Annotated in this window: 27 protein-coding genes; 18 read left to right on the top strand and 9 right to left on the bottom strand. The window is 71.8% G+C overall.

The features are described 5' to 3' along the window. The first annotated feature begins 152 nt into the window (after positions 1-152). From AB4Y83_RS01145 to AB4Y83_RS01130, 4 genes are all read left to right on the top strand, one after another. Positions 153-1799 (top strand): MFS transporter, encoded by a 1647-nt coding sequence (locus AB4Y83_RS01145; RefSeq protein WP_442295774.1) that lies wholly within the window; start codon positions 153-155, stop codon positions 1797-1799. After that, positions 1796-3529, top strand: coding sequence for a SulP family inorganic anion transporter (locus tag AB4Y83_RS01140; RefSeq protein WP_442295773.1), 1734 nt, complete (start codon positions 1796-1798; stop codon positions 3527-3529). The genes AB4Y83_RS01145 and AB4Y83_RS01140 overlap by 4 nt, the downstream gene beginning before the upstream one ends. 8 nt (positions 3530-3537) lie before the next feature. Then, entirely contained in the window at positions 3538-5004 is a 1467-nt protein-coding gene (locus AB4Y83_RS01135; protein WP_442274593.1) for a DUF2252 domain-containing protein, read from the top strand. Between the two features lie 91 nt (positions 5005-5095). Further along, on the top strand, positions 5096-5587 hold the full coding sequence (locus tag AB4Y83_RS01130) for a potassium channel family protein (protein WP_442274592.1): 492 nt from the start codon (positions 5096-5098) through the stop codon (positions 5585-5587). 124 nt (positions 5588-5711) lie between these two features. Here AB4Y83_RS01130 and AB4Y83_RS01125 read toward each other — a convergent pair whose 3' ends face one another. From AB4Y83_RS01125 to AB4Y83_RS01110, 4 genes are all read right to left on the bottom strand, one after another. Further along, positions 5712-7544 carry a GMC family oxidoreductase gene (locus tag AB4Y83_RS01125; RefSeq protein WP_442295772.1) on the bottom strand — a complete coding sequence of 611 codons (1833 nt, stop codon included), beginning with the start codon at positions 7542-7544 and terminating at the stop codon, positions 5712-5714. A 116-nt stretch (positions 7545-7660) separates the two neighbouring features. Continuing rightward, entirely contained in the window at positions 7661-8254 is a 594-nt protein-coding gene (locus AB4Y83_RS01120) for a YdeI/OmpD-associated family protein (protein WP_442295771.1), read from the bottom strand. 12 nt (positions 8255-8266) lie between these two features. Beyond that, positions 8267-8950 carry an N-acyl homoserine lactonase family protein gene (locus AB4Y83_RS01115; RefSeq protein WP_442295770.1) on the bottom strand — a complete coding sequence of 228 codons (684 nt, stop codon included), beginning with the start codon at positions 8948-8950 and terminating at the stop codon, positions 8267-8269. Positions 8951-9031: 81 nt separating this feature from the next. Next, positions 9032-9379: a YciI family protein gene (locus AB4Y83_RS01110; RefSeq protein ID WP_442274588.1), complete on the bottom strand. Its 348-nt coding sequence runs from the start codon at positions 9377-9379 to the stop codon at positions 9032-9034. Positions 9380-9629: 250 nt separating this feature from the next. Between AB4Y83_RS01110 and AB4Y83_RS01105 the strand changes: the two genes are divergently transcribed. The 5 genes from AB4Y83_RS01105 to AB4Y83_RS01085 all read left to right on the top strand — a co-directional run bounded on the left by AB4Y83_RS01105 (position 9630) and on the right by AB4Y83_RS01085 (position 13325). Continuing rightward, positions 9630-10262, top strand: a complete 633-nt coding sequence (locus tag AB4Y83_RS01105; protein ID WP_442295769.1) for a dihydrofolate reductase family protein — start codon at positions 9630-9632, stop codon at positions 10260-10262. 84 nt (positions 10263-10346) lie between these two features. After that, positions 10347-10856: a putative immunity protein gene (locus AB4Y83_RS01100; protein WP_442295768.1), complete on the top strand. Its 510-nt coding sequence runs from the start codon at positions 10347-10349 to the stop codon at positions 10854-10856. Positions 10857-10949: 93 nt separating this feature from the next. Continuing rightward, positions 10950-11411 (top strand): DUF4440 domain-containing protein, encoded by a 462-nt coding sequence (locus AB4Y83_RS01095; protein WP_442295767.1) that lies wholly within the window; start codon positions 10950-10952, stop codon positions 11409-11411. 45 nt (positions 11412-11456) lie between these two features. Beyond that, entirely contained in the window at positions 11457-12476 is a 1020-nt protein-coding gene (locus tag AB4Y83_RS01090) for an alpha/beta fold hydrolase (RefSeq protein ID WP_442295766.1), read from the top strand. A 69-nt stretch (positions 12477-12545) separates the two neighbouring features. Continuing rightward, positions 12546-13325, top strand: a complete 780-nt coding sequence (locus AB4Y83_RS01085; RefSeq protein ID WP_442295765.1) for a methyltransferase family protein — start codon at positions 12546-12548, stop codon at positions 13323-13325. Positions 13326-13348: 23 nt separating this feature from the next. Here AB4Y83_RS01085 and AB4Y83_RS01080 read toward each other — a convergent pair whose 3' ends face one another. Then, on the bottom strand, positions 13349-13552 hold the full coding sequence (locus tag AB4Y83_RS01080; RefSeq protein ID WP_442295764.1) for a hypothetical protein: 204 nt from the start codon (positions 13550-13552) through the stop codon (positions 13349-13351). 187 nt (positions 13553-13739) lie between these two features. Between AB4Y83_RS01080 and AB4Y83_RS01075 the strand changes: the two genes are divergently transcribed. Next, on the top strand, positions 13740-14840 hold the full coding sequence (locus AB4Y83_RS01075) for a DNA glycosylase AlkZ-like family protein (protein WP_442295763.1): 1101 nt from the start codon (positions 13740-13742) through the stop codon (positions 14838-14840). Positions 14841-14873: 33 nt separating this feature from the next. Then, positions 14874-15455, top strand: a complete 582-nt coding sequence (locus tag AB4Y83_RS01070; protein WP_442295762.1) for a dihydrofolate reductase family protein — start codon at positions 14874-14876, stop codon at positions 15453-15455. Here AB4Y83_RS01070 and AB4Y83_RS01065 read toward each other — a convergent pair. Further along, positions 15428-15568, bottom strand: a complete 141-nt coding sequence (locus AB4Y83_RS01065) for a hypothetical protein (RefSeq protein ID WP_442295761.1) — start codon at positions 15566-15568, stop codon at positions 15428-15430. The two genes, AB4Y83_RS01070 and AB4Y83_RS01065, sit on opposite strands and share 28 nt — an antisense overlap. Here AB4Y83_RS01065 and AB4Y83_RS01060 point away from each other — a divergent pair. The 6 genes from AB4Y83_RS01060 (at position 15567) to AB4Y83_RS01035 (ending at position 19830) form a co-directional block, all read left to right on the top strand. Continuing rightward, entirely contained in the window at positions 15567-15767 is a 201-nt protein-coding gene (locus AB4Y83_RS01060; RefSeq protein WP_056779437.1) for a hypothetical protein, read from the top strand. The two genes, AB4Y83_RS01065 and AB4Y83_RS01060, sit on opposite strands and share 2 nt — an antisense overlap. Positions 15768-15903: 136 nt before the next feature. Further along, positions 15904-16980, top strand: a complete 1077-nt coding sequence (locus AB4Y83_RS01055) for a semialdehyde dehydrogenase (RefSeq protein WP_442295760.1) — start codon at positions 15904-15906, stop codon at positions 16978-16980. After that, positions 16977-18359, top strand: coding sequence for an NAD(P)/FAD-dependent oxidoreductase (locus tag AB4Y83_RS01050; RefSeq protein WP_442295759.1), 1383 nt, complete (start codon positions 16977-16979; stop codon positions 18357-18359). Before AB4Y83_RS01055 ends, AB4Y83_RS01050 begins: the two co-directional genes overlap by 4 nt. 102 nt (positions 18360-18461) lie before the next feature. Then, entirely contained in the window at positions 18462-18716 is a 255-nt protein-coding gene (locus tag AB4Y83_RS01045) for a DUF4287 domain-containing protein (protein ID WP_442274577.1), read from the top strand. After that, complete coding sequence (locus tag AB4Y83_RS01040; protein WP_442295758.1) at positions 18713-19444, top strand: class I SAM-dependent DNA methyltransferase; 732 nt, start codon at positions 18713-18715, stop codon at positions 19442-19444. Before AB4Y83_RS01045 ends, AB4Y83_RS01040 begins: the two co-directional genes overlap by 4 nt. 104 nt (positions 19445-19548) lie before the next feature. Then, a complete protein-coding gene (locus AB4Y83_RS01035; protein WP_442295757.1) occupies positions 19549-19830 on the top strand; it encodes a DUF427 domain-containing protein in 282 nt (93 codons plus the stop codon). 15 nt (positions 19831-19845) lie between these two features. Here the strand turns inward: AB4Y83_RS01035 and AB4Y83_RS01030 are convergent, their stop codons facing one another. Then, on the bottom strand, positions 19846-20268 hold the full coding sequence (locus tag AB4Y83_RS01030) for an iron chaperone (RefSeq protein WP_442295756.1): 423 nt from the start codon (positions 20266-20268) through the stop codon (positions 19846-19848). 144 nt (positions 20269-20412) lie between these two features. Here AB4Y83_RS01030 and AB4Y83_RS01025 point away from each other — a divergent pair, with 144 nt between their 5' ends. After that, positions 20413-21411: a thermonuclease family protein gene (locus AB4Y83_RS01025; RefSeq protein ID WP_442295755.1), complete on the top strand. Its 999-nt coding sequence runs from the start codon at positions 20413-20415 to the stop codon at positions 21409-21411. A gap of 114 nt (positions 21412-21525) precedes the next feature. On the opposite strand, the gene AB4Y83_RS01020 is transcribed toward AB4Y83_RS01025, so the two are convergent. Both AB4Y83_RS01020 and AB4Y83_RS01015 read right to left on the bottom strand, forming a co-directional pair. After that, positions 21526-22290: a GNAT family N-acetyltransferase gene (locus AB4Y83_RS01020; RefSeq protein ID WP_442295754.1), complete on the bottom strand. Its 765-nt coding sequence runs from the start codon at positions 22288-22290 to the stop codon at positions 21526-21528. 49 nt (positions 22291-22339) lie between these two features. Then, positions 22340-22930: a dihydrofolate reductase family protein gene (locus AB4Y83_RS01015; protein WP_442295753.1), complete on the bottom strand. Its 591-nt coding sequence runs from the start codon at positions 22928-22930 to the stop codon at positions 22340-22342. Between the last annotated feature and the right edge of the window lie 35 nt (positions 22931-22965).

Genomic DNA, 22965 nt, shown 5'->3' with positions numbered 1-22965 from the left:
GGTGAGCTGCAGACCCACCCCATCGGGGTGATGCGCGCCCGCCCCGACCAGGCCGACCATGGTGACCGGTGCTCTCGAGCGGGAGGGGTTGACGATGACAACTGCACCAGCGCAGATGCCGGGGATGTCGCCCGTCAGGAGGGGCGAACGTCATGGCTGACGGGCCGCCGACGACCGGCGCGACCGGCGCGACCGGCGCGACCGGCGCGACCGGCGCGGAGGCATCGACCCAGCCCAAGCGCGCGGCGCTCGTCCTGCTCGCCCTGATCACCGTCGCAGCGGTCGCGAACCTCAACCTGTCCGTCGCCAACGTCGCGCTTCCATCGATCGGCCGCGCCTTCAGCTCCTCCCAGACGACGCTCGACCTCATCGCAGTCGGGTACTCCCTCGGGCTCGCCGGGTCGGTGCTCTACCTCGGAGCGATCGGCGACCGCTACGGCCGCAAGCTGCTGCTCATCCTCGGCATGGCGCTCTCCGTGCCGGCCTGCCTACTGGCGGCCTACGCCCCCTCCGACGTCCTGCTGTTCCTGGGGCGGGTACTCGGCGGCGTGTCCGCAGGGATGGCCTACCCGACGACCCTCGCGCTGATCGCCGCGCTGTGGGCCGGCCCGGCCCGGACCCGGTCGATCGCCTTGTGGTCTGCGGTCGGTGGCGGCATCGCCGCTCTGGGACCGCTGGTCGCCGGCTTCCTGCTCGAGCGCTTCTGGTGGGGGTCGGTCTTCCTCGTCACGCTTCCGTTGGCCGCGATCGCGCTCGTCATGGCCGTGATGCTCGTGCCGGCTCACGTGAACGAGACCACCGATCCGGTGGACAACCTCGGCGGCGTGCTGTCCGTCGTCCTCGTCGGCGCGCTGATCCTCGCGATCAACTTCGCCCCCGTCCCCGGCAGGGGCACGCTGGCACTCGGCCTCGCGGTCGTCGCGGCCGCCGCGCTGGTCGCGTTCGTCGTGCGACAGCGGCGGGCCTCCGTACCGCTCTACGACCTCCACATCGCTGGGCGCCGTGTCTTCTGGGTGGCGGCGTGCGCGGGGATCATCGTCTTCGGCTCGCTGATGGCATCCGCCTTCGTCAGCCAGCAGTACCTCCAGAACGTCCTCGGCTACTCCACCTTCGAAGCCGGTGCGGCCTTCTTGCCGGCCGTGGTCTTCATGGTCCTCGTCGCGCCACGCTCCGCGAAGCTGATCGAGTCACGCGGATCCCGGTTCACGCTGCTCGCCGGCTACGTGTTCCTGTTCCTCGCGTTCGCCTGGATGCTCGGCTTCTGGTCCGAACGAAGCTCCTACTGGCAGATCGCCCTCGCCTACGCCTTCATCGGGATCGGCGTCGGGTTCGCCGGCACGCCGGCGTCGCACTCGCTCACCGGCTCCGTCCCGGTGCAGCGGGCCGGAATGGCTTCGGGCACCGCCGACCTGCAACGTGACCTCGGCGGTGCGATCATGCAGTCCGTCTTCGGGGCCCTGCTCACCGCGGGGTATGCCGCCGCCGTCGGTGCCAGCATCGCCGCCGCCTCGAACGGCGACGAGATCACCAGCAGTGTGCAGAACGAGCTCACGAAGTCGTTTGCCGGCGCCGACGCCGTGGCCGGGCAGTACCCGCAGTACTCGGCGCAGATCATCGCCGCGGCCCGGGAGTCGTTCCTGTCGGGCGCCGACTGGGCCTATACGGCGGGCATCATCGCGATCCTCGGGGGTGCCGTCATCGTGTTCACCCTGTTCCCGAAGCACGAGGGAGAGCTGGAGCTGCTGGAGCGGTATCGCGCAGAGGACGCCCGGCCGACCAAGGAGGGAAGCCGCACATGAGTACGGATCGGCCCACCAGCGCGTCCCGGCTGGCTCCGGAGTCGTTGCGTGGCTACCAACGATCGTGGCTGAAGGCGGACATCATCGCGGGGCTCACCCTCGCGGCGGTGGCCATCCCCGAGACCATGGGCTACACCTCGATCGCCCAGGTGCCGGTGATCACCGGTCTCTACACGGTTCTCTTCCCGGCGCTCGTCTTCGCGCTGCTCGGCTCGTCCCGGCTCCTCGTCGTCGGTGCCGACTCCGCCACCGCAGCGATCCTCGCCGGTGGCCTCGCCACCCTCGGGATCGCCGGGCTCACGCCGAACTCGCCGCAGTGGCTCGCCCTGACCTCGTTGACCGCGCTCATGTGCGGCGTCCTGCTCGTGCTCGCCCGACTGCTGCGGCTGGGGTTCCTCGGCGACTTCCTGTCCGCCTCGGTGCTGATCGGCTTCCTCACCGGCGTGGGCATCCAGGTCTTCACCGGCCAGCTGCCCGACATGCTCGGGATCCCCAAGGGAAAAGGCGGCTGGTTCGAGCAGCAGTGGTCGACGCTGACCCACCTGGGCGACACCAGCCTGCCCGCTCTGGCCTTCGCCCTGGGAACGCTCGCGACCATCCTCGGCTTCAAGCGCTTCGTCCCGAAGGTCCCGGGCGCGATCGTCGCGGTCATCCTGTCGATCATCCTGGCCTCGACCCTGCAGGTCTCGTCGCACGGGGTGGCGATCGTCGGGCCGATGCAGGGCGGCTTCCCGCCGATCGGACTGCCCGAGGGAGTCGGCTGGTCCGACGTGCGGCAGCTGCTGGGCGTGGCCTTCTCGTGCTTCGTCCTCATCATCGCCCAGAGCGCCGCGACCTCGCGCAGCTTCGCCACCCGACACGGCCAGCGGGTCGACGTCAACCGGGACATCGTCGGTCTGAGCGGTGCCAACATCGCGGCAGGCCTGAGCGGCACCTTCGTGGTCAACGGCAGCCCCACCAAGACACAGATCCTCGACGAGCAGAAGGGCAAGACCCAGCTGGCCAACGCCACCATGGCCCTGGTGGTACTCGTCATCGTGCTGTTCTTCACCAGCGCGCTGACGAACCTCCCCAAGCCGGTGCTCGGGGCGATCGTGTTCCTCATCGGCGTCGACCTCATCGACATCGCCGGGCTGCGCCGGGTCTGGCTGGCCCGACCCAGCGAGTTCTACATCGCGATCCTCACGGCGGTCGTCGTGTTCGCTGTCGGCGTCGAGCAGGGCATCGTCCTGGCGGTGGTGCTCTCCATCGTGGAGATGGTGCGGCGTCAGTACCGACCACACCGGTTCGTCATGGGCATCGACGCCGAGGGCGAGCCGACCTACGCCCGAGCGCAGCAGGGCATGCAGAGTGCGCCGGGGCTGCTCGTCTTCCGCTACGACGCCGACCTCTTCTACGCCAACGCCAACCAGTTCTCCGACGGGGTCCAGCAGCTCATCACGGCGACGCCGGACCCGGTGCGGTGGCTCGTGCTCGACTGCTCGTCGATCCCTGACATCGACTACTCGGCAGGGGCCGCGCTGCACCAGCTCGTGACGTTCGTCCACAACCGAGGAGCGACGGTGGCGCTGGCCGCCGTCGACCCGGACCTCCGCACGACCCTCGAGAAGCTCGGCGTCCTGCAGATGCTCTCCGTCGACCAGATCTACCCGACCGTCGCGGATGCCGTCGTTGCGTTCCGCTCGTCGTCGCCGAAGCCCGGCCCCGGCGCTCGATCAGCCGAGACGTAGGAGTTGTCATGACCGTTACAGGGACCCCATCGCACCTGAGCGCTGCCGAGCGACGGGCCCTCGGCAGGGAGGCGCGGCACCGCGTGCCGCTCGAGGCGCAGGCCGGCTGGCAACCACCGCCGGGACGGCCCGACCCGGTGGGCCTGCTCGAGGCCCAGAACGCGACCCGAGAACCTGACCTCGTTCCGGTCCGGCACGGCCGGATGATGGTGTCCGCGTTCACCTTCTACCGCGGCTCGGCCGCGATCATGGCCGCCGACCTGGCCACCAGGCGGACCGCAAGGCTCGATGTGCAGCTGTGTGGCGACGCCCACCTGTCGAACTTCGGGGTCTACGCATCGCCGGAACGGCAGCTGCTCTTCGACCTCAACGACTTCGACGAGACGCTGCCCGGCCCGTTCGAGTTCGACGTCTGGCGGTTGGCCGCCAGCTTCGTCATCGCGGCGCGCCACAACCAGTTCGAGCCCTCGGACGTCCGCGAGATCTGCCTGACCGTGGGCAGGTCCTACCGGGAGGCGATGGCGGAGTTCGCACAGCAGAACACGCTGGACGTCTGGTATGCCCGCCTGTCCGAAGCCGAGCTGCGAGCAGGGATGAAGCAGGCCCGCCGGAGCCTGGTGGCCCTGGACAAGGACAGCAAGGGCCACCAGCACGCCTCGGCCAAACACGCGGGTGCGTCGATCAAGTCGGGCGAGGCCCTGCTGCGGAAGGCACACCGCCGGACCAACCTGCAGGCGCTGGCCAAGCTCACCGAGGTCGTCGACGGAAAGCAGCGCATCGTCAGCCAGCCACCCGTGCTCATCCCGCGCCGCGAGCTCGAGAAGTACTACGAGCTGGACGCCGCCGACGTCGAGGACATCATCAGGCAGTTCTTCGCGCGCTACAGCGTGACGCTGAGCGACAGCCAGCGGCGCCTGCTCGACCGCTACACGATCGTCGACGTCGCCCGCAAGGTCGTCGGCGTCGGCTCCGTGGGGACCCGGGCCTTCGTGGCGCTGCTGGAGGGTCGCGACGAGAGAGACCCCCTGTTCCTCCAGGTGAAGGAGGCGACCCGGTCCGTCCTCGAGGCGCACCTGCCCAGAAGCGCGTACGCCGACTCGGGCCAGCGCGTCGTCGAGGGCCAGCACCTGCTCCAGTCGGCGTCAGACATCTTCCTCGGTTGGTCCGCGGGCATCGAGACGGACCGCTTCTACTACTGGCGCCAGCTCAGAGACATGAAGGGGGCGGCGGTCGTCGAGGCGATGATCCCGGCCGGCATGACCTTCTACGCCCAGATCTGCGGCTGGACCCTGGCCCGCGCACACGCACGGACGGGCGACCCCGTCGCCATCGCGGCCTACCTCGGCCGCAAGCGGCGGTTCGACAAGGCGGTCGCCGAGTTCGCGGAACACTACGCCGTCCAGAACGACCACGACTACGAGGCCTTTCTGGACGCCATCAGCTCGGGCCGGATCGAAGCGCGTGAAGGGGTCTGAGGTGATGGTCGGATCCTCGCCGCAGCACGCTGAAGACCCCGCGCCACGAGTGACAGCGGTCCTGATCGCGCCCCCGCGTCGAGTGGTCGTCGTGGCGCTGCTCCGGGTCACCCTGTCGCTGGTCGTGGCCGTCGTCGTCTACTTCCGCATCCCGCTCACCGGGTCGTCGGACGCGCGGTCGATCACGATCTTCGTCTCCGGGTTGGTCATCGTCGTCGTGACGCTCGCCTTCCAGACCCGCGGAATCGTTCGTTCGCCATTTCCCCTGCTCCGGACGGTGGAAGCCCTCGCGACGACGGGTCCGCTGTTCCTCATCGTGTTCGCCAGCTCGCACTACGTCATCGACAACGTCGATCCCGGCAGCTACACCCAGCCGATGACACGGCTCGATGCTCTCTACTACACGGTGACGACGTTCGCGACCGTCGGTTACGGGGACATCTCACCCGTGTCGCAGACCGCGCGCCTCGTGGCAACGCTGCAGATGCTGCTCGGTCTCGTCTTCCTGGGCCTCGTGGCACGGGTCATCACCGGAGCAACGCGACTCGGGATGAAGCGGCGGCGCGAGGACCACGAGAGCTGACGCCCGATCACGGCGGGACCACGACCCAGTTGCCCCTGCTGGGTCGATCGACCAGCGATCACCCCGGAGGAGCTGGCTGCGATGGATCGGGATCGTCCGTGGCTCCGTCGAGCCGGCCGGGTCGTCAGCCGACCAGCTCGTGGAGGTGGACGCCGTGGTCCGTGGCGATCAGCTCGGCGGCCTTCTCGCCGATCATGATGGTCGCGGCGTTGGTGTTGCCGCTGACGACGTTCGGCATCACGCTCGCATCGGCCACACGCAGGGCCCCGATGCCGTGCACCCGCAGCCGCGGGTCGACGACCTCACCGATCCGGCAGGTCGACGTCGCGTGGTAGACGGTCAGCGCGTAGTGGCGGGCCAGGTCCTCCAGCAACGCGTCGCTCGGTTCGGATCCGACCTCGTGGCCATGGGCCTTCGCCAGGTGCGGCGGGATGACCGGCTCACCGAGGCCCCCGCCGGGCCACGCCTTCGCGATCTCGAGGGCTCTGCGCATCACGGCGACCATGACCAACACGTCGTGCGGGTCGCCGAAGTAGTTGAACGCGATGCGCGGTGGGACCGCTGGGTCGGCGCTGGCCAGCGTCACCGAACCCTCCGAGTGGGGTTGCACCGGATTGGGCAGGACGACCACCTGGCCGTGCGTCGGGTCGAGGAAGGACTCCGGGTCCTCGAAGAACGCGGACGGCGGGAGTCGGAAGACGCCCTCCCAGATCGCCGGTGTGTACCCGGTCGCGAGGAAGCCGATCTGCGCGTCATGGGTGTGCTCGTCGCCCAGCCCGGTCGAGAAGAACGCGACGGCGTCGTAGAGCGAGGATGACGCGATGCCGCGGCCGGTCGTGAACCACTCGCCGATGCGGCGCTCGGCTTCGGCCTTGGCAGCGGCCAGGGGCTCGGGGAGGTCGACATCGTCGGCCGGGTCGGCCGGGAGCGGACCAGCCGGCGCCCGGAGCGCGTCCGGGCCGAGGGACATGGCGACCTCGGTCATCGTCTCGCCGATGCCGTCGGCGGCGAACATCAAGGGCGTGTGGAGGTGGTCCTTGAGGTGACGCCCCACGTCCGGGAGGTCGACGAGGCAGTCCACCCCGACGGTGGCGAGCTCGTCGCGGGCTCCGACCCCCGAGAGGAGCAGGAGGTGCGGCGACCCGATGGCGCCCGCGCACAGCACCACCTCGGCGCCCGCGGCCACCTCCTCGAGGGTGCCGTCCCCGGTGCGGTAGGCGACCCCGGTGGCGCGGGCCCCGTCCCCGTCCGCCTCGATGAGGATCCGCTCGACGAGCGCGCCGGTGACCACGGTGAGGTTCGGCCGGTCCATCGCCGGCTCGAGGTAGGCGTGGAAGGTCGAGCTGCGCCGGCCGTCCTTCGTCGTCGTCTGGAAGAGCGAGGCCACCCCCTGGGGTTCGAGGCGGTCGCGACCGTTGTAGTCACCCTGCTTCAGGCCCGTGACGCCCGCGGCCTCGACGAACTGGTTCGAGGCGCGGAGGATCGGCTGGCGTACCGACACACCCAGCGGTCCGTGGTGGCCGTGCACGTCGAGGTCGGAGTGCAGCTCGGGACTGTGCACGAAGCCCTCGGCCTTGCGGAAGTAGGGCAGGACCTCGTCGTAGGACCAGCCCTCCGCGCCGCCGGCGCCCCACGAGTCGAAGTCGCCGGGGTGCCCTCGCACGTATGCCATGTAGTTGAGGCCGGACGAGCCGCCGAGCATCTTCCCGCGCGGCACCATCATCTGGCCGCCGACGAGGCCCCTTCCGACTCCACCGGGGTCGCCGTTGTACATCCAGTCGGTCGCGGGGTCGTTCTGCAGGCTCGCGACCGCCGCTGGCACGAGCTCGGCGGGCGGGGGCGGACCGCCGGCCTCGAGCAGGCACACCGTGACAGCCGGGTCCTCGCTCAGCCGGGCAGCGACCACGGCGCCCGCCGAGCCCGCCCCCACGATCACGTAGTCGTACGTCGAGCCCATCGTTACCACCTCGTCGTGGTGCCTCGCCGAGCGGCGGGGACGGTCTCGCCACGCAACCACACTCCGGCAGGGGAGACAAGGGAGCCGGCGCCCCAGCTGCGACGTCGGTCAGCGAGTCAGTGGAGGGTCTCGTGGTGACGGCACATCTCGACGAACGTGGCGATGCGCGCGGCCCGGGTCTCCGGCTTCTTGGCGTCGCCGATGCGGTAGAGGATCGCGTAGCGGTTGGCTCCCGTGAGTGTCTCGAAGAACGCCTTGGCCTCCGGGTCGGCAGCGAGCGCGACCGCCAGGTCGTCGGGGACGGTCGCGCTCTTCTGACCGGCATACGCTGCCGCCCACCGACCGTCCGCCTTCGCTGCGTCGACCTTCGCCTGCCCTGCCGGGCGCATGCGGCCGGCCGTGATCAGCGCCTCGGCCTTGTCCCGGTTGATCTGGGACCACGTGCTCCGCGGTCCGCGCGGGGTGAACCTCTGCAACCAGTAGGTCTCGTCGTAGCCCCGCTTCTGCCCGTCGATCCAGCCGTGACAGAGGGCGACGTCGAGCGCCTCGACGTAGGTGACCGTCTCGGCCGCCCCCGCCTTGCCGATCTTGAGCCAGAAGCCGCGGCGGTCGAGGTGGTGCTCGTCGAACCAGGCCTCGCAGTCGGAGGCCGTGGCGAACGAGATCACCGGCTCACCGGCCAGCTCCTCCGGCGCCTGCTCGTCGGACATGCGGCCATCCTGTCATCGGCGGCCGACGGGGTGGCCGGCTGCCGCGGGACGCCAGGGCTCGTGCTGGTGCGAGAGCCAGACCTCGTCGGGGGCGAGTGCCCGGATCAGCCGCTGGCCCTCGGTGCGCGGATGGTCGAGCTCGTCGAAGAAGACCGCCGTGTCACCGGCGATGACGACGGAGCGACCGCCCGTCTGGACGACGACGACCTGCGAGCCTCGCGTGTGGCCGGGCGTCGACACGAGCCGGACTCCGGGCAGCAGCTCGAGCGTGCCGTCGACGGTCTCGTAGTGCACTCCCGGCGCCTCGACCCACTCGCGGATCGTGTAGTCGTCCTGGGTCCGCGCGTCATCCAGCTCCGCCCTCTGGACGTACACCGGCTTGCCGGCGAAGAGGTGGTTGCCACCGCAGTGGTCGAAGTGCAGATGGGTGTTGACCACGACGTCGATGCCGGCCACGTCGAAGCCGGCCTGCTCGCTCAGTGGAGTCAGCCGAGGATCCATGTCGTCGACCGCAGGGTGCAGCTGCGTCATGCCGGTGTCGACCAGCACGCGCGCGTCGGGATGGTCGACGACGTGCACGTAGACCGGCATCCGTTCGCCGTCGGCGAGCAGCTCGGCGACGAGCACCGGCGTGACCGTCACCGTCGCGAGCCCGCCTTCCGACGCCTCGCTCGTCTCGTCCAGTGGATCACCCATGGCGCAAGTCTGGGCCAGAGCGGCGGACGACGGTGGCCAAGTGCCGAAGTCGGCCACCGTCGCTCGCCGATGCGTCCTGCGTCAGTCGCCAGGCGCGTCCGGGCCGTCGGAGATCTGGCGCAGGGTCGAGATCACCGTGACCTCGGGCCAGTGCTCGGCGTGCAGCTCGGCGAACTTCCGCTGGTCGGCCACGGCCTCCTCGACGGTGTCGTACTGCAGGATCGACCACCCGCCGATGACCTCCTTGGACTCGGCGTACGGTCCGTCGTGCTGGGTGATCTCGCCCTGGCTGACGACGAAGTTCACGGCGTCCTCCGTCCCGTACAACCCGCCGCCGTCGAGGAACACGCCCGCGGCGGCCCGCTCGCCGATGTGGACGTCCATCGCGTCGAACAGCGCCTGCGGCGGCGTCCCGATCCCCTCTTCCATCCTCACGAACCCCATGAAACGCGGCATGTCGATCACTCCTCCTGGTTGCTGTGGTGTCCTTCGTACTCGTACGTCGACCGGGTGGGCAGGTCCTCGACACACGTCTCGAGAATTCTTCGGAAGCGCCCAGCCGGATCCCCCTCCACCATCGCCGACGGTGTCGTCACCCAGCACTAGAGTCGGGCGGGTCGCCGAGCACCTGCCTCGCGGCGACGACCGGAGAGCGACTGGACCATCACGGAGGACATCGATGTCACGCACCCGGATCCACAACTTCTCGATCTCCCTCGACGGGTTCGCCACCGGCGAGCCGCAGTCGCTCGAGACCCCCTTCGGGCACGCCGGCCAGAAGCTCCACACCTGGATGATGCGCACCCAGTACTGGGACCCGAACGGCACCGATGGGGTCGACCACGCCTACGCCGAGCGCCACGGCCCCGGCATCGGCGCCGAGATCATGGGCGCCAACAAGTTCGGCCCGCCCGGCTGGCACGACGACCCGGACTGGAAGGGGTGGTGGGGCCCCAACCCGCCGTTCCACACGCCCGTCTTCGTCCTCACCCACCACGCCCGGCCCTCCCTCGAGATGGAGGGCGGCAACGTCTTCCACTTCCTCGAGGCCACCCCGGCCGAGGCGCTCGAGACGGCCCGCGCGGCCGCCGACGGCCAGGACATCCGGATCGGTGGCGGTGCCACCGTCGTCCGTGACTTCCTCGCCGCCGGGCTCGTCGACCACATGCACCTCGTCCAGGTCCCGATCGTGCTCGGCCGCGGCGTCCGCCTCTGGGACGGTCTCGAGGGCGTCGAGGAGGCCTTCGACGTCGAGACCGTCGCCTCCCCGACCGGTGTCACGCACTTCACCTTCACCCGCAAGGCGTCGTGAGGTCACGTCCACGCAGACCCGGGCACCCGGCATACGCCATCGGTGGGGGTGACGCGTCCAAACGGGCACTGGCAGGCTGGCTGCATGATCCTGCCGAAGGTGCGCGACGCGCGCCTCGTGACGATCCGCCGTGGCGGACTGCTCACCGACGCGGATCACCGGCTGCTGTCGCTGTGGGCCGCCACGTGCGCCGAGCACGTGCTGCATCTCTTCGAGGCGGAGGCGTCGTCGGACACTCGCCCTCGGGACGCCATCCATGCCGCTCGGGCGTGGGCCCGCGGCGAGATGAGGATGATGGATGCGCGAGCCCGCGGTGGGCTTGCGATGGGGGCCGCCCGACCGCTGCAGGGAGCGGCCCGGTTTGCGGCATACGCTGCCGGCCAGGCAGCCTGCGTGGGCCACGTGGCCGAGCACGACCTGGGCGCCTCCGCGTACGCGATCAAGGCCGCTCGCGCTGCACACCCCCACGAGGTCGACGCCGGACGGCTCGAGCGTGACTGGCAGCGAGACCAGCTCGGCGCCCAGGTCCGCGCACTCGTCCTCGACGACCAGGTCCGCCGGAACGCCATCTGCTGGGGCGCCTTCGAGGACTGACGATGCCAGGCCCCCAGCATCGGCCGGGCGGCTACGGGCCCACGCCACACGGCACACGCCATCGGTCGACGCGGCGCGGCTAGCGTGTGGGCCGTGACGACAGACCCGACGGCAGACGAGACCACCGACCACGCCGCGATCCAGGGGATGGTCGACGCGTTCTTCGGGGCGTTCGTCTCGGGACCCGGCTGCGCCGAGCGGATGAGCCTGCTGCGCGGGCTGCTGCTCCCGCAGGCCGTCATCGTGCGCACGTGCGGGATGGAGCCCGCGGTCATGGGTGTCGAGGAGTTCATCGCCCCGCGTGAGGCCCTGCTGACCGGTGGCTCGCTCACCGACTTCCGCGAGTGGCCCGCCGCGGGGCGCGTCGAGGTCTTCGGCGACATCGCGCACTGGTTCGGCAGCTACGCCAAGGCGGGCACGCAGGAGGGCGAGCCGTTCACCGGGCGCGGGATGAAGACGATCCAGTTCGTCCGCACCGCCGACGGGTGGCGGATCAGCGCCGCCGCGTGGGACGACGAGCGCGAGGGCCTGACCATGCCGACCGACGCCGGCTGAGACACCCGGGTCCGGCCGGCGCCCCGGTGCGGTTCACTGGAGAGCGTGGCTGCGCAGCGCCTGGGGACGGCGCCCCTGACGGACGGGACGAGGGTCGCGTATGCCGTCACCGGCAGTGGTCCGTTCCTCGTCGTCGCCCCCGGATGGCTGAGCCACCTCGAGATGGGGTGGGCCATCCCGGCCGAGCGGATGTTCCACGAGGCACTGTCGTCCGGACGCACGCTCGTGCGCTACGACCGCCCCGGCTGCGGCCTCTCCGACGCCTACGACGGTCCCCGCACCATGGATGTCGAGGTCGCGACGATCGGCGCCGTGGCCAAGGCCGTCGGCGCCGAGAGGTTCGACCTGCTGGGCTGGTCGCTCGGCGCGGCGACGGCCGTGCAGTGGGCCGCCGAGCGGCCCGAGACCGTGTCGCGGCTCGTGCTCTACGGCGGATGGCCCACCGGCAGCTCCATCGGCGACGACGACAGCCGGCAGCACGTGCTCGGCCTGCTCGCCACCCACTGGGGACTCGGGTCGGACCTGCTCACCGACGTCTTCGCCCCCGACGCGGACGCGGGCACGAGGCGCACGCTCGCTCGCTACCAACGCGCCGCCTCCTCGGCCGAGACGGCGGTCGCGCTGCTGCAGCTCGCCTACGAGCTCGACGTCAGCCCGCTCCTCGCGCAGGTGCGCGCGCCCACCCTCGTGCTGCACCGGCGCGGCGATCGAGCGGCACCGATAGCCGGGGGACGCACTCTCGCACAGGCGATCCCGGGCGCCGGGCTCGTCGAGCTCGAGGGCCGCTCGCACCTCCCGGCCATCGGCGACACGCAGTCGGTCGTCGACGAGGTGCGGCGCTTCCTCGGCCTGCCGACGTTGCGCCGGGCCGTGCCGACCGGGCTGACGACGCGCCAGACGGAGGTCGCAGCACTGGTCGCCGAGGGGCTGACGAACCGCCAGATCGCCGATCGGCTCGGCATCACCGAGCGGTCTGCCGAGTCGCACCTCGAGCGGATCCGCGTGCGCCTCGGGTTCAGCTCCCGAGCGCAGGTGGCCGCCTGGTACGTCGCGCGCACCCCGTAGGAAGAGACCCACGAGAAGTGGGGTAGTTCCACGGCTGTGCCGCTGACTGTCGGTGGACACCATGAGGAGATGACCCGACGCATCGTGCCCCTCGCCGTCTCTGCCGCCGCCTGGTGCGGCTTCGTCGCCATCACCGCGTGGACGATGGCCTTCCTCGCCGGCGCGCTGCTCCCCCGCACCGTCGACGGTCCGACACGCACGAGCACCGGCTGGGCCGTGGCCGTCGACCTCGCCCTCCTGCTGCTCTTCGCCCTCCAGCACTCGGTGATGGCGCGCCGCCCGGCGAAGGCCTGGCTCCGGCGCCGGGTCCCGGCCGAGCTCGAGCGCACCACCTACGTGCTCGCCACCGACGTGTGCCTCGCCCTCCTGCTGGCGCTGTGGCAACCGTGGGACCAGGTCGTCTGGCACGTCGAGGGGCTGGCGGCATACGCCCTCTGGTCGCTGTGCGCGGCGGGCTGGGCCCTCGCGATCGCGGCGACCTTCGCCGTCGACCACCTCGAGCTGATCGGGCTCCGGCAGGCGGGCTGGGGTGCCCGGACGACCCTGTCCGACGACGGACCCACGGCGCTGCAGGTCGGCGGGCTCCACGCGATCGTGCGGCATCCGTTGATGACCGGGATGGTGCTCGCGTTCTGGGCGACCCCCCGGATGAGCGCGCCCCACCTCCTCTTCGCCGTCGCCGCGACCGGCTACATCGCCGTCGGGATCACCTTCGAGGAGCGCGACCTCCGCCGCACGTTCGGGGCGGACTACGACGCGTATGCCGCCCGCGTCCCCGCGCTCGTGCCCGGGCTCCGGCTGGGGCGGGCGGCGCACGTGGTGGCACCCTCAGGGCGCGACCGGGCCTGACCACCGCGCGGTCGAGGCAGCAGTCACTCGCCGCGGATGCGGTCCGGCCTGAGGAGCACGAGGGCCAGCGCGACAAGCAGACTGACGACGATGCCGACGACGAGCCCGCGGCCGACGTCCTGGGTCAGCGCGCCGCCCATGAGCCCGGCGAGCGCCCCGATCGACGCGCACCCGGTGAAGGTCGCGATCACCTTGGCCCAGAAGGGCGCTTGCACCTGACCTGCCATGCCGCCACAGTAGTCGCGCGCGGGTCGCGACCACACCGATCCTGTATGCCGTGAGCGACCGTCCCGGCGCTGCCGCGGATGCGTGGCTGAGGATGCCTGACCGAGGATGCCTGACCGAGGATGCCTGCCGAGGATGCCTGGCCGCAGATCCGTCGCCCTGTCCCCGCGCTCGGCTAGCGTCTCGGGCATGGTGGTCCACCGGCTCACGGTCGAGCGCGCCCGTCGCATCGCGGTGCACGCGCAGCTGCTCGACCTGCCGCGCCCGACCGATCTCGTGCAGACCGTCGAGCGCCTGACCTTCCTCCAGATCGACCCCACCGCGGCCATCGCGCCGAGCGCCGACCTCGTCCTGTGGAGCCGGCTCGGCCGCACCTACGACCCCGCCGACCTGACGAAGACCGTCGAGCACGACCGCACCCTCGTCGAGACCGTCGCCTACGTGCGCAGCCCGACGGACATCCCCGCCGTCATCGCCGAGGTGCGCGAGGCCGAGCCCTACCCCTTCATGGCCACCTGGCTCGAGGCCAACGACTCCTTCCGCCGCGACGTCCTCGCCACGCTCGAGGCCGACGGCCCGCTCCTCTCCCGCGACATCCCCGACACGAGCGTCGTCCCCTGGCCCTCGACCGGCTGGACGAACAACCGCAACGTCACGAAGATGCTCGAGGCCCTGGCGCTGCGCGGCGAGGTGGCCATCTCCGGACGCAAGGGCCGACAGCGCTACTTCGACCTCCCCGAGCGCGTCTACCCGCCCGACCTGCCGAGGCTCACGCTCGAGCAGGCCATCGACCACCGCAACGAGCGACGCCTCGCCGCCCTCGGCATCGCCCGCGCCACCGGCACCGTCATGCCCGGCGAGGGCAGCTACGTCGGCAACGCCGGTGAGCCCGCCGAGGTCGACGGCGTGCCGGGCACGTGGCGCGTCGACCCGGCATACCTCGACGTCGCCGACACCTTCACGGGCCGGACCGCGCTGCTCAGCCCGTTCGACCGGCTCATCCACGACCGGGTCCGCGCCGAGCAGCTCTGGGGGTTCGAGTACATCCTCGAGATGTACAAGCCCAAGGGCCAACGGCGCTGGGGCTACTTCGCGCTCCCGATCCTCCACCACGACCGTCTCGTCGGGAAGCTCGACGCCCAGGCCGATCGCAAGGCCGGCACCCTCGTCGTCAACGCCGTCCACGAGGACGTCCGCTTCACCAAGGCCATCCGGTCCGCCGTCGACCGCGAGATCGCCGACCTCGCGACGTGGCTCGGGCTCACGCTCAGCGGCCCCGCCGCGCCCTAGACCCAGCACCACACTGACCTCCAGGAGAGCACCGTGCGCGGGATCGTCGCCTACGTCATCACCTCCCTCGACGGCTCCGTCGACGACCCCACACGCTGCTTCCCACCCGACGTCGACCCCGACAAGCCGCAGCCGCCGACCTTCGACGACGTCCTCATCGAGCGTGAGACCGCGCTCATCGGGCAGCAGGACGCCGTGCTCCTCGGCCGCCACATGTATGACGAGTGGTCCCGCTACTGGCCGACCTCCGACGAGCAGCCGTTCGCCGACTTCATCAACGGCGTCACGAAATACGTCGTCACCTCCACCCCGCTCACCACGCAGTGGGGCGACGCCGAAGCCGTCCAGGGACCGCTCGCCGACATCGTCCGCGACCTGAAAGCCTTGCCCGGCAACAACATCGGCGTCCACGGCAGCATTCAGCTCGCGCAGTCACTCCTGGCCGAGGGACTCGTCGACGAGCTGCATCTCGCCGTCGCGCCGGTCCTCGACCCCGAGGGTCGCCGCCTCTTCGACGGCCTGCCCGAGCTGCAGCGCCTCACCCTCGTCAGCGCGACTCCCACCCCCGGCGGAGCCCTCTGGCTCGTCTACCGCCCTGCCGCACCGGTCTCGTAGGCGCGGCGCCGACCCAGGGTCCCGCTGACGCGGTAGCCGCGCACCGCCCGCTGCGACTGCGCCGAGAGGATCGACCCGTCGCACTGGTGTGAGAGCACGGACAGGCGCGACATGTTCGACAGCAGCGACGCCATGCTCATCGACGACCCGACCGACAGGAACGACGCGAACGACCCGACGCTGCCGATCGAGAGCACCGACCCCACGCTCCCGATCGAGAGCACCGACCCCGTCGACCCGATCGACAGGAACGAGTCCCGCGACGCGATCGACCATTTCCCTGTGCGCGACGTCGCCATGACCGCAGCCTAGGCACGCATACCCAATTCCGATGGCGTATGCCGTCCAACCCGCTCTCCGAGGTATCACCCCCTCCGCCCGCTCCTCCTCTCCTGCAACGGCGGCGCCCCGCGCCACACGGCATACGCAGACCCCTCAGGAGCACCTCGTGAGCAGCACGTTCGCCTTCACCGTTCACCCGCGGGCCCGCCTCGGCGCCGATCTCGCCCGCGTCTGGTCGCCGCTCGGCCGCGTGCCGGACCCCGTCTACGACACCGCCCTGCGCCGGCTGCCGCTGCGCCCGATCTCCATGGCCGGCATCCACATCGGCGGCGCGCACGTCGGTCACGTCGTGCTCGTGCCCTTCGGGGCGCGCCACCTGCTCACCTCCCCCAGCGAAGGCCGGGCCCGCGTTCACCGTGCGGTCGACAAGGCCCGCGCCCTCGGCTGCGACGTCGTGGGGCTCGGCGCCCTGACCGCCACGGTGACCGCGGGCGGGGTCTCGCTCCGCGGCCGCACCGACATCGGCGTGACGAACGGCAACGCCTTCACCGCCGCGATCGTCGACGACCAGGCCCGCCGCCTGCTGCGCGACGCCGTCGACCACGCGGCCGACCCGCACGTCGCCATCGTCGGGGCCACCGGCAGCGTCGGCGGGGCCGTGACCCGGCTGCTCGCCCGCGACCGCGCCGCCGCCCGGCTCACCCTCGTCGCCCGGTCGACGGGCCGGCTCGACGCGCTCGCCACCGACGTCGGCCGCCAGGTCCCGACGACGACCGCCACGACGATGGACGCCGTCGCGACGGCTGACCTCGTCATCCTGCTCACCGCCTCCGCCGACGCCCTCCTCGAGGCGCGGCACCTCGCGCCCGGCGCGGTCGTGCTCGACGCGACCCAGCCGCGCAACACCTCGCCGACCCTCGTCGACGAGCGGCCCGACGTGCTCGTCGTCGACGGCGGAGTCGTCGACATCCCGAGCCTGCGCCTCGTCGGCGGCAACATCGGCCTGCCCGACGGCCGCTCCTACGCCTGCTTCGCCGAGACCGCTCTCCTCGCCCTGACCGGCCACCGGGGCCACTTCTCCATCGGGGTGCCCACGCTCGAGCTCGTCGACCGGACCCGTGGCATGGCCGCCGGCCTCGCCCACCTCGGCTTCCGGGCCGCGGAGCCGACGAGCTTCGGCCGCTCCGTCACCATCGGCCGCACCGCCACCACCACGGTCTCCACGCTGGCGGTGGCGTCGTGACGACGCTCGTGCGCGGTGGCCACCACGCCCGCCACCGCGTCGTCCTTCTCGGCGGCGGCTACGTCACCCTCCACGCGTATGCCGGCCTCATGCGTCACGCCGGACGTGCCGTCCGCGCCGGCGACGTCCAGGTCGTCGTCATCAGCACGGACGACGCCCACAGCTTCCACGGCTTCACCGGGGAGGTGCTCGCGGGCCTGCTGCCCTACGACCGGACGCGCACGCCGCTCGTCGACGCGATGCCGCACGCGCACGTCGTCCTCGGCCGCGCGACGGCGATCGAGGCCGACCGGCGGGTCGTGCGCTACGTGCTCGCCGACGACGAGGCGGGGCGGCACGTCGACCCGCAGCACGACTCGGACTCGGGCTCGGACTCGGGCTCGGACTCCGACTCCGACTCGCACCACGAGCGCGTCCTCGACTACGACGCCCTCGTCGTCGGCACCGGGGGCCGCGAGCCCGCGACCGCGGTGCCCGGCCTGGCCGAGCACGGCTTCACCCTGCGAGCGCCCGGCGACATCGCGGCCCTCACCGAGCGGGTCCGAGAGGCGGCGGCGCACCGTGGCCTCCGCCGTCACACGGTCGTCGTCGCCGGAGGCGGGATGGCCGGGGTCGAGATGGCGGCGGCCGTCGCCGACCTCGGCGGGGCGCGCGTTCGCGTCGAGCTCGTCCACTCCGGCGACGCGATCCTCCCCGAGCTGCGTGCCGAGCAGCCCCGACTGGCCCGCCGTGCCGAGCAGGAGCTGAGGCGTCTCGGTGTCCGGGTCCGGCTGGGAGTGCGCCTCGCCTCGGTGACGGAGGACCACGCATACCTCTCCGACGGGACGAGCCTCCCGGCGACCACCGTCATCGCGACCATCGGACAGCGCCCCGTGCACGTCCCGGGGCTCGACGCCCACCGCGACCCGCGCGGCCGGCTCGTGACGCGCCCCGACCTCTCCGTCGTCGACGGGGTCTGGGCTGCCGGCGATGCGGCGTGCGTCGTCCACCCCACGACCGGCGAACCCGTCCCGGCGAACGCGCTGTGGGCGATCAAGGGCGGCGAGCACGTCGGCCGCAACCTCGCGCGGACGCTGCGTGGTCGCCCGACCCGGCCGTTCGCATACCGCGGCCTCGGCCAGGCGGCCTCCTTCGGGGTCGGCCGCTCGATCTCCGAGCTCTACGGCATCCCCTTCACCGGCTGGGTGGCGTGGGTGCTGCGGCTGACCTTCTTCCTGCGCTTCATGCCGTCGCGGCGCAAGGCGGCGCAGGTCGTGACCGACTTCGCCCGCCATGCCGCCCACGGCCGCAACGCTCCGGCACCCGCCGAGCCCGCGGTCGCCGAGCCAGCGGTCGCCGAGCCCGCGGTCGCTGACCTCGCCGCCGCCCGCACCGCCTAGGCGACCATGGTCGCCCCTGCCGCGCGGGCGGATGTCGCCGGAGTGTCGAGATGCGAGGGCGCCGTTCGACGTGGTGGCATGACGACCACCTCAGGAGGAGCCATGACCACGCAGCCCACGACCGGCAACCCCGCCAGCCCCGCTCCCAAGGGCCCGGCGTCCTACTTCCCGTCGATCGAGAAGACCTACGGTCAGCCGATCGAGCACTGGATCGGCCTCGTCCGCGAGCAGCACGCCGCCGGCACGGTCAGGCACGGCGAGCTCGTCGCCTGGCTCAAGACCGAGCACGGCCTGGGGCACGGCCACGCCAACGCCGTCGTCGCGCACGCCCTCGGGCTCATCAGGGCCGAGGCGTGACGGAAGCCCACCCCACCGAGCCGAGCCACCCCACCGAGCCGAGCCGCCCCACCGAGCCGAGCCACGTCACCGAGCCGAGCCACACCAGCGAGCCGAGCCACGTCACCGAGACGCGAGCCGCCTACGACACGGTCGCCGTCGACTACGCGAGCCTTCTCGAGGGCGAGCTCGCGCGCAGCCCGCTCGACCGGGCGCTGCTCGGGCACTTCGCGGAGCTCGTCGGCCTCGAGGGCGGCGGCCCGGTCGTCGACGTCGGCTGCGGACCGGGTCGCATCACCGGCCACCTCGGGACCCTCGGACTCGATGTCAGCGGCATCGACCTCTCGCCGGGCATGGTCGCCGAAGCGCAGCGGCGGCACCCCGACCTCGACTTCTGCACCGGGAGCCTCGCCGCGCTCGACCTCCCCCACGCCTCGGTCACGGGGGTGGTCGCGTGGTACTCGATCATCCACACGCCCCCTGAGCTGCTCCCCGAGGTCTTCGTCGAGCTCCACCGGGTCATCCGGGCGAACGGCCTGCTGCTGCTCGCCTTCCAGGCCGGCGGCTTCTCGGTGCGGCACGAGCAGGCCTACGGCCACGCGGTCACCTTCGAGGCCCACCGCCACGACCCGGACGGCGTCGCCGCACAGCTGGCCGACGCCGGCTTCCGCGTCACCGTTCGCACCGAGCGGGTCCCGCAGGACCACGAGAAGACGCCCCAGGCCTTCCTCCTCGCCCGCCGCGGCTGAGCCTCGCGGCCGCCGAGGCTGTCCAACGTTCGGAAGGAATCCGCCGCTCCGGGAGTTGTCGCTGAGGACGGCCCAACCGGGGCCCGACCGATGAGGAGCTCAGCGTGCGTGCGATCTGGAACGGCAAGGTCATCGCCGAGAGCGACGACACCGTCGTCGTCGAGGGCAACCACTACTTCCCGCGCGAGTCCGTCGACGACAGCGTGCTCGTCGACAGCAGCACGCAGACGACGTGCCCGTGGAAGGGCGAGGCGTCGTACTTCTCGATCGCCGTCGACGGAGACACCAACCGCGACGCCGCCTGGTACTACCCGACGCCCAAGAGCGCCGCAGCCGAGATCAAGGACCGCGTCGCCTTCTGGCGCGGCGTCACCGTCACCGACTGAGCGCCGCCGCGACACTCACGCCCGGTGGCGCTCCGCGAGCGCCCGGGCGACCCGCTCGATGAGGTCGTAGGGCACCGGGTCCTTGTAGAAGAACTGCACCGTGTCCTTGGCCGCCCGGTGCGGCGCGATCTCGGCCTCGAGATCGGGGTCGAGCTCGCCCACCGGGTAGAGCCCGACGTGCTTCTTCCACCCCGCGAAGTGGATGCCGTAGCGGTCGGCGAACATGATGGCCGGCATGCCGTAGCGGATCTTCTCCTCGCCGCCGGGCACCGCCCGCCGGAGCGCGGCATGGACCTGCTCGAGCACCTGCCGGGGCCCGTCAGGGAACCCGTCGACGTAGGCGTCGACGGTCGTCGGTGCGCCCGTGGCCCCCGCGTCGGGCGTGGCGTCGGTCGTGGTGTCGGGCGTGGTGTCGGGCGTGGTCTCCGGCTCGCTCATCGGTCCCCCTCGTGCCCTTCATGGCTGCTGCGTCGTCCCTCGCCAGTGTGACCCACTGGGGGCCCGGCGACCATGGTCCATTCGCCGGACAGGGCGGTGCCGATCACCTACGGTGAGCCGATCACCAGGGGATCAGGGAGCACGATGCGCAGTCGCAGGACCAAGGGAGTCGTCACGGTCGCGGCTCTCGTCGCGCTCGCGGCGATCGGCGGCAACGCCGCACGAGGCTCGGACGAGATCGCGCCCACGGGCGCGGGTGCCTCGCCCGTCGTGACCGTGACGAGCACGCCGGCGCCGAGCGTGGCGACCGACGGGGACGCAGCGCGACGCGCCGCCGACCAGGCGGCCGCAGACCAGGCTGCCGCAGACCAGGCTGCTGCGGACCAAGTTGCTGCGGACCAAGCTGCTGCGGACCAGGCTGCTGCGGCGAAGAAGGCCGCGGATGCCAAGGCTGCCGCCGCTCGCGCCGCCGCGGCCAGGGTCGCAGCCGACCAGGCTCGGGCCGCCGCAGCGGCGAAGGCCTCGGCGTCTGCCGCCACGTGGGCCGTCACGAAGGTCGTCGACGGGGACACGATCTGGGTCTCGCGCTCGGGGATATCCCGCAAGATCCGCTTCATCGGCATCGACACCCCCGAGACCGGCGAGTGCGGCTTCACCGAGGCCCGCAACGCGCTGCGCGACATCATCGGGGGCCAGCGCGTCACCCTCACCGCGGGTGCCCGGGACGACGTCGACCGCTATGGCCGACTGCTGCGGTACGTCGACGTGAACGGCGTCGACGCGGGCCTGCGCCTCGTCAAGCAGGGGTATGCCGTCGCCCGCTACGACTCGCGCGACGGCTACGGCTCGCACACCCGGGAGGCGGCCTACGTCCGCGCCGACGCGGCAAGCCCCAAGGCCGCCTGTGCCGAACCCGGTGCCGGCACCTCCAACGGCACCACGGGCGGCAGCGGGTTCACCGGGGCCTGGCCCCTGCCCGGCGACACGTACCCCTGCCCGCAGTCGCGCCCGGTCAAGGGCAACGAGAACTCGATGATCGCCCACGAGCCGGGCGACCGGTACTACACCAAGACGAAGCCTGAGCAGTGCTTCGCAACGATGGCCGACGCCGAGGCGGCCGGTTTCCGCCCCGCCAAGGTCTGACCGCGCGTCGACCGGTGTCGGGAGGACGCCGCGGTCACCCGGCCCGGCGCCCCACGTCGGAGCTCCACCAGCGGAGCAGTGACGTAGGGAGCGCGTGATGATGCAGCTGGTGCCTCAGTCGTCGAGCTCGAGGATGCAGGCGGTCCCGACGTCGACGAAGCCGACCCGGCGGTAGATGTCGGCAGCCGCGTCCGATCCGGCCGACAGGAAGACGATCTCGACGCCCTGCTCGCGGCAGGCCGCCACGAGGGTGCTCGTGATCGCCGTACCGTGACCGCGGCCTCGGTGACCCGGGGGCACGGCGATGCCCATGAGCTCGGCGACGTCACCACGCGGAGCGGCCGACCCGGCGCCGCAGAGGCGGTTGCCCTCGAACGAGGCCACGACGAGGAGGTCTCCGCGCTCCATGAGCTCGGGTCGCTTGCCCGGGTCCTTCGGCTCCACCTCGTCGCGCCCGGCGAAGCCCGCCGACACCGCGCCCATGGCCAGCGACAGGTGCGGCTCGGCCGGGTTCAGCGCCCGGGCCCGTGGGTCCGCCGCCACCGGGACGTCCGACGGCATGACGAGCAGCGGGTAGCGGTGCGGCTCGTGGCCGGCCGCACGCACCGCAGGCAGCAACGACGGCGTGACCTCGTCGACCCACTCGACGGCCCGCGGCACCTCGAGCTCGCGCTGGGTCTCGAGCACACGGCATACGTCATCGGCGCTGAAGGCGCCCCGGCCACCCAGCCGGGGGCGCGCGTAGAACTGCCACCCCGTGCCCTCCTCGGCGACGAAGAGGGTGACGGGCCCGACCTCCATGGCGCGGGCGACGGCGCGCGGGACGCAGTCGTAGTACGCCTCGATGCGGTCCAGCCGCGCGTCGTGAGCTCGCCCCATGGCGCCACCATGACAGTCCGCGGCACGCGCGAGCGACCGGTTTACGGCGTCAGCGGCGCACCGGGTAGACGAGGTGCGTGACCCGCTCACCCTCGACGACCGTGGTCGGGTCGCCGAGCACGACCTGGCCGGCGGCTTCGGTGAAGTACGGACGCCCGACGCCCAGGAAGCACGGCACGAGGTCGATCGCCACCTCGTCGAGCAGGCCCTCGGCGAGGCACTGGCTCGCGATCTCACCGGCCGCGACACCCACGGCGGAGTCACCCGCGACCTCGCGCGCCCGGGCCACCGCGTCGTGGACGCCCCCCGTCACGAACTCGACGGTCCCGCCGGGATAGCCCCAGCCTTCGGGCGGCTCGTGGGTGAGCACGACGACCGGGACCCCGAGCGGATGCGTGCCCTTCCACCCGTCCGTGATGTCGAAGAGGCGCCGGCCGACGACGAGCGCGCCGAGGCTGCCGGCCCACGACCGCCAGTAGTCCGCATCGGTCCGGGTCAGGTGGAAGGTCATGTCACCGCCGGCCGACTCCCACGGCACATCGCCGGCCTCGTACCAGTCGAAGAGCGGACCGACCTCGTCGTCCGGACCGGCGACGAACCCGTCCAGCGACATCGATGCCGACGACACGACCTTGCCCATGGTGCTCTCCTGTCTGCGAGGTGCTCGTCCACCCG

Origin of the sequence: Terrabacter sp. RAF57 (assembly GCF_052113925.1) — a bacterium.
Lineage (GTDB): Bacteria > Actinomycetota > Actinomycetes > Actinomycetales > Dermatophilaceae > Terrabacter.
This window is presented reverse-complemented; position numbering and strand designations above follow the sequence as displayed.

What these genes read in the sequence shown, in the direction of transcription:
- AB4Y83_RS01020 (WP_442295754.1), bottom strand. Translation starts at nt 22,290, where the DNA reads ATGGGGCGAGCTCACGACGCGCGGCTGGACCGCATCGAGGCGTACTAC.
- AB4Y83_RS01145 (WP_442295774.1), top strand. Translation starts at nt 153, where the DNA reads ATGGCTGACGGGCCGCCGACGACCGGCGCGACCGGCGCGACCGGCGCG.
- AB4Y83_RS01015 (WP_442295753.1), bottom strand. Translation starts at nt 22,930, where the DNA reads ATGGGCAAGGTCGTGTCGTCGGCATCGATGTCGCTGGACGGGTTCGTC.
- AB4Y83_RS01135 (WP_442274593.1), top strand. Translation starts at nt 3,538, where the DNA reads ATGACCGTTACAGGGACCCCATCGCACCTGAGCGCTGCCGAGCGACGG.
- AB4Y83_RS01080 (WP_442295764.1), bottom strand. Translation starts at nt 13,552, where the DNA reads ATGGCAGGTCAGGTGCAAGCGCCCTTCTGGGCCAAGGTGATCGCGACC.
- AB4Y83_RS01120 (WP_442295771.1), bottom strand. Translation starts at nt 8,254, where the DNA reads ATGTCCGACGAGCAGGCGCCGGAGGAGCTGGCCGGTGAGCCGGTGATC.
- AB4Y83_RS01065 (WP_442295761.1), bottom strand. Translation starts at nt 15,568, where the DNA reads ATGTCGCGCCTGTCCGTGCTCTCACACCAGTGCGACGGGTCGATCCTC.
- AB4Y83_RS01110 (WP_442274588.1), bottom strand. Translation starts at nt 9,379, where the DNA reads ATGGAAGAGGGGATCGGGACGCCGCCGCAGGCGCTGTTCGACGCGATG.
- AB4Y83_RS01085 (WP_442295765.1), top strand. Translation starts at nt 12,546, where the DNA reads ATGACCCGACGCATCGTGCCCCTCGCCGTCTCTGCCGCCGCCTGGTGC.
- AB4Y83_RS01115 (WP_442295770.1), bottom strand. Translation starts at nt 8,950, where the DNA reads ATGGGTGATCCACTGGACGAGACGAGCGAGGCGTCGGAAGGCGGGCTC.
- AB4Y83_RS01060 (WP_056779437.1), top strand. Translation starts at nt 15,567, where the DNA reads ATGTTCGACAGCAGCGACGCCATGCTCATCGACGACCCGACCGACAGG.
- AB4Y83_RS01045 (WP_442274577.1), top strand. Translation starts at nt 18,462, where the DNA reads ATGACCACGCAGCCCACGACCGGCAACCCCGCCAGCCCCGCTCCCAAG.
- AB4Y83_RS01125 (WP_442295772.1), bottom strand. Translation starts at nt 7,544, where the DNA reads ATGGGCTCGACGTACGACTACGTGATCGTGGGGGCGGGCTCGGCGGGC.
- AB4Y83_RS01100 (WP_442295768.1), top strand. Translation starts at nt 10,347, where the DNA reads ATGATCCTGCCGAAGGTGCGCGACGCGCGCCTCGTGACGATCCGCCGT.
- AB4Y83_RS01140 (WP_442295773.1), top strand. Translation starts at nt 1,796, where the DNA reads ATGAGTACGGATCGGCCCACCAGCGCGTCCCGGCTGGCTCCGGAGTCG.
- AB4Y83_RS01030 (WP_442295756.1), bottom strand. Translation starts at nt 20,268, where the DNA reads ATGAGCGAGCCGGAGACCACGCCCGACACCACGCCCGACACCACGACC.
- AB4Y83_RS01075 (WP_442295763.1), top strand. Translation starts at nt 13,740, where the DNA reads ATGGTGGTCCACCGGCTCACGGTCGAGCGCGCCCGTCGCATCGCGGTG.
- AB4Y83_RS01025 (WP_442295755.1), top strand. Translation starts at nt 20,413, where the DNA reads ATGCGCAGTCGCAGGACCAAGGGAGTCGTCACGGTCGCGGCTCTCGTC.
- AB4Y83_RS01105 (WP_442295769.1), top strand. Translation starts at nt 9,630, where the DNA reads ATGTCACGCACCCGGATCCACAACTTCTCGATCTCCCTCGACGGGTTC.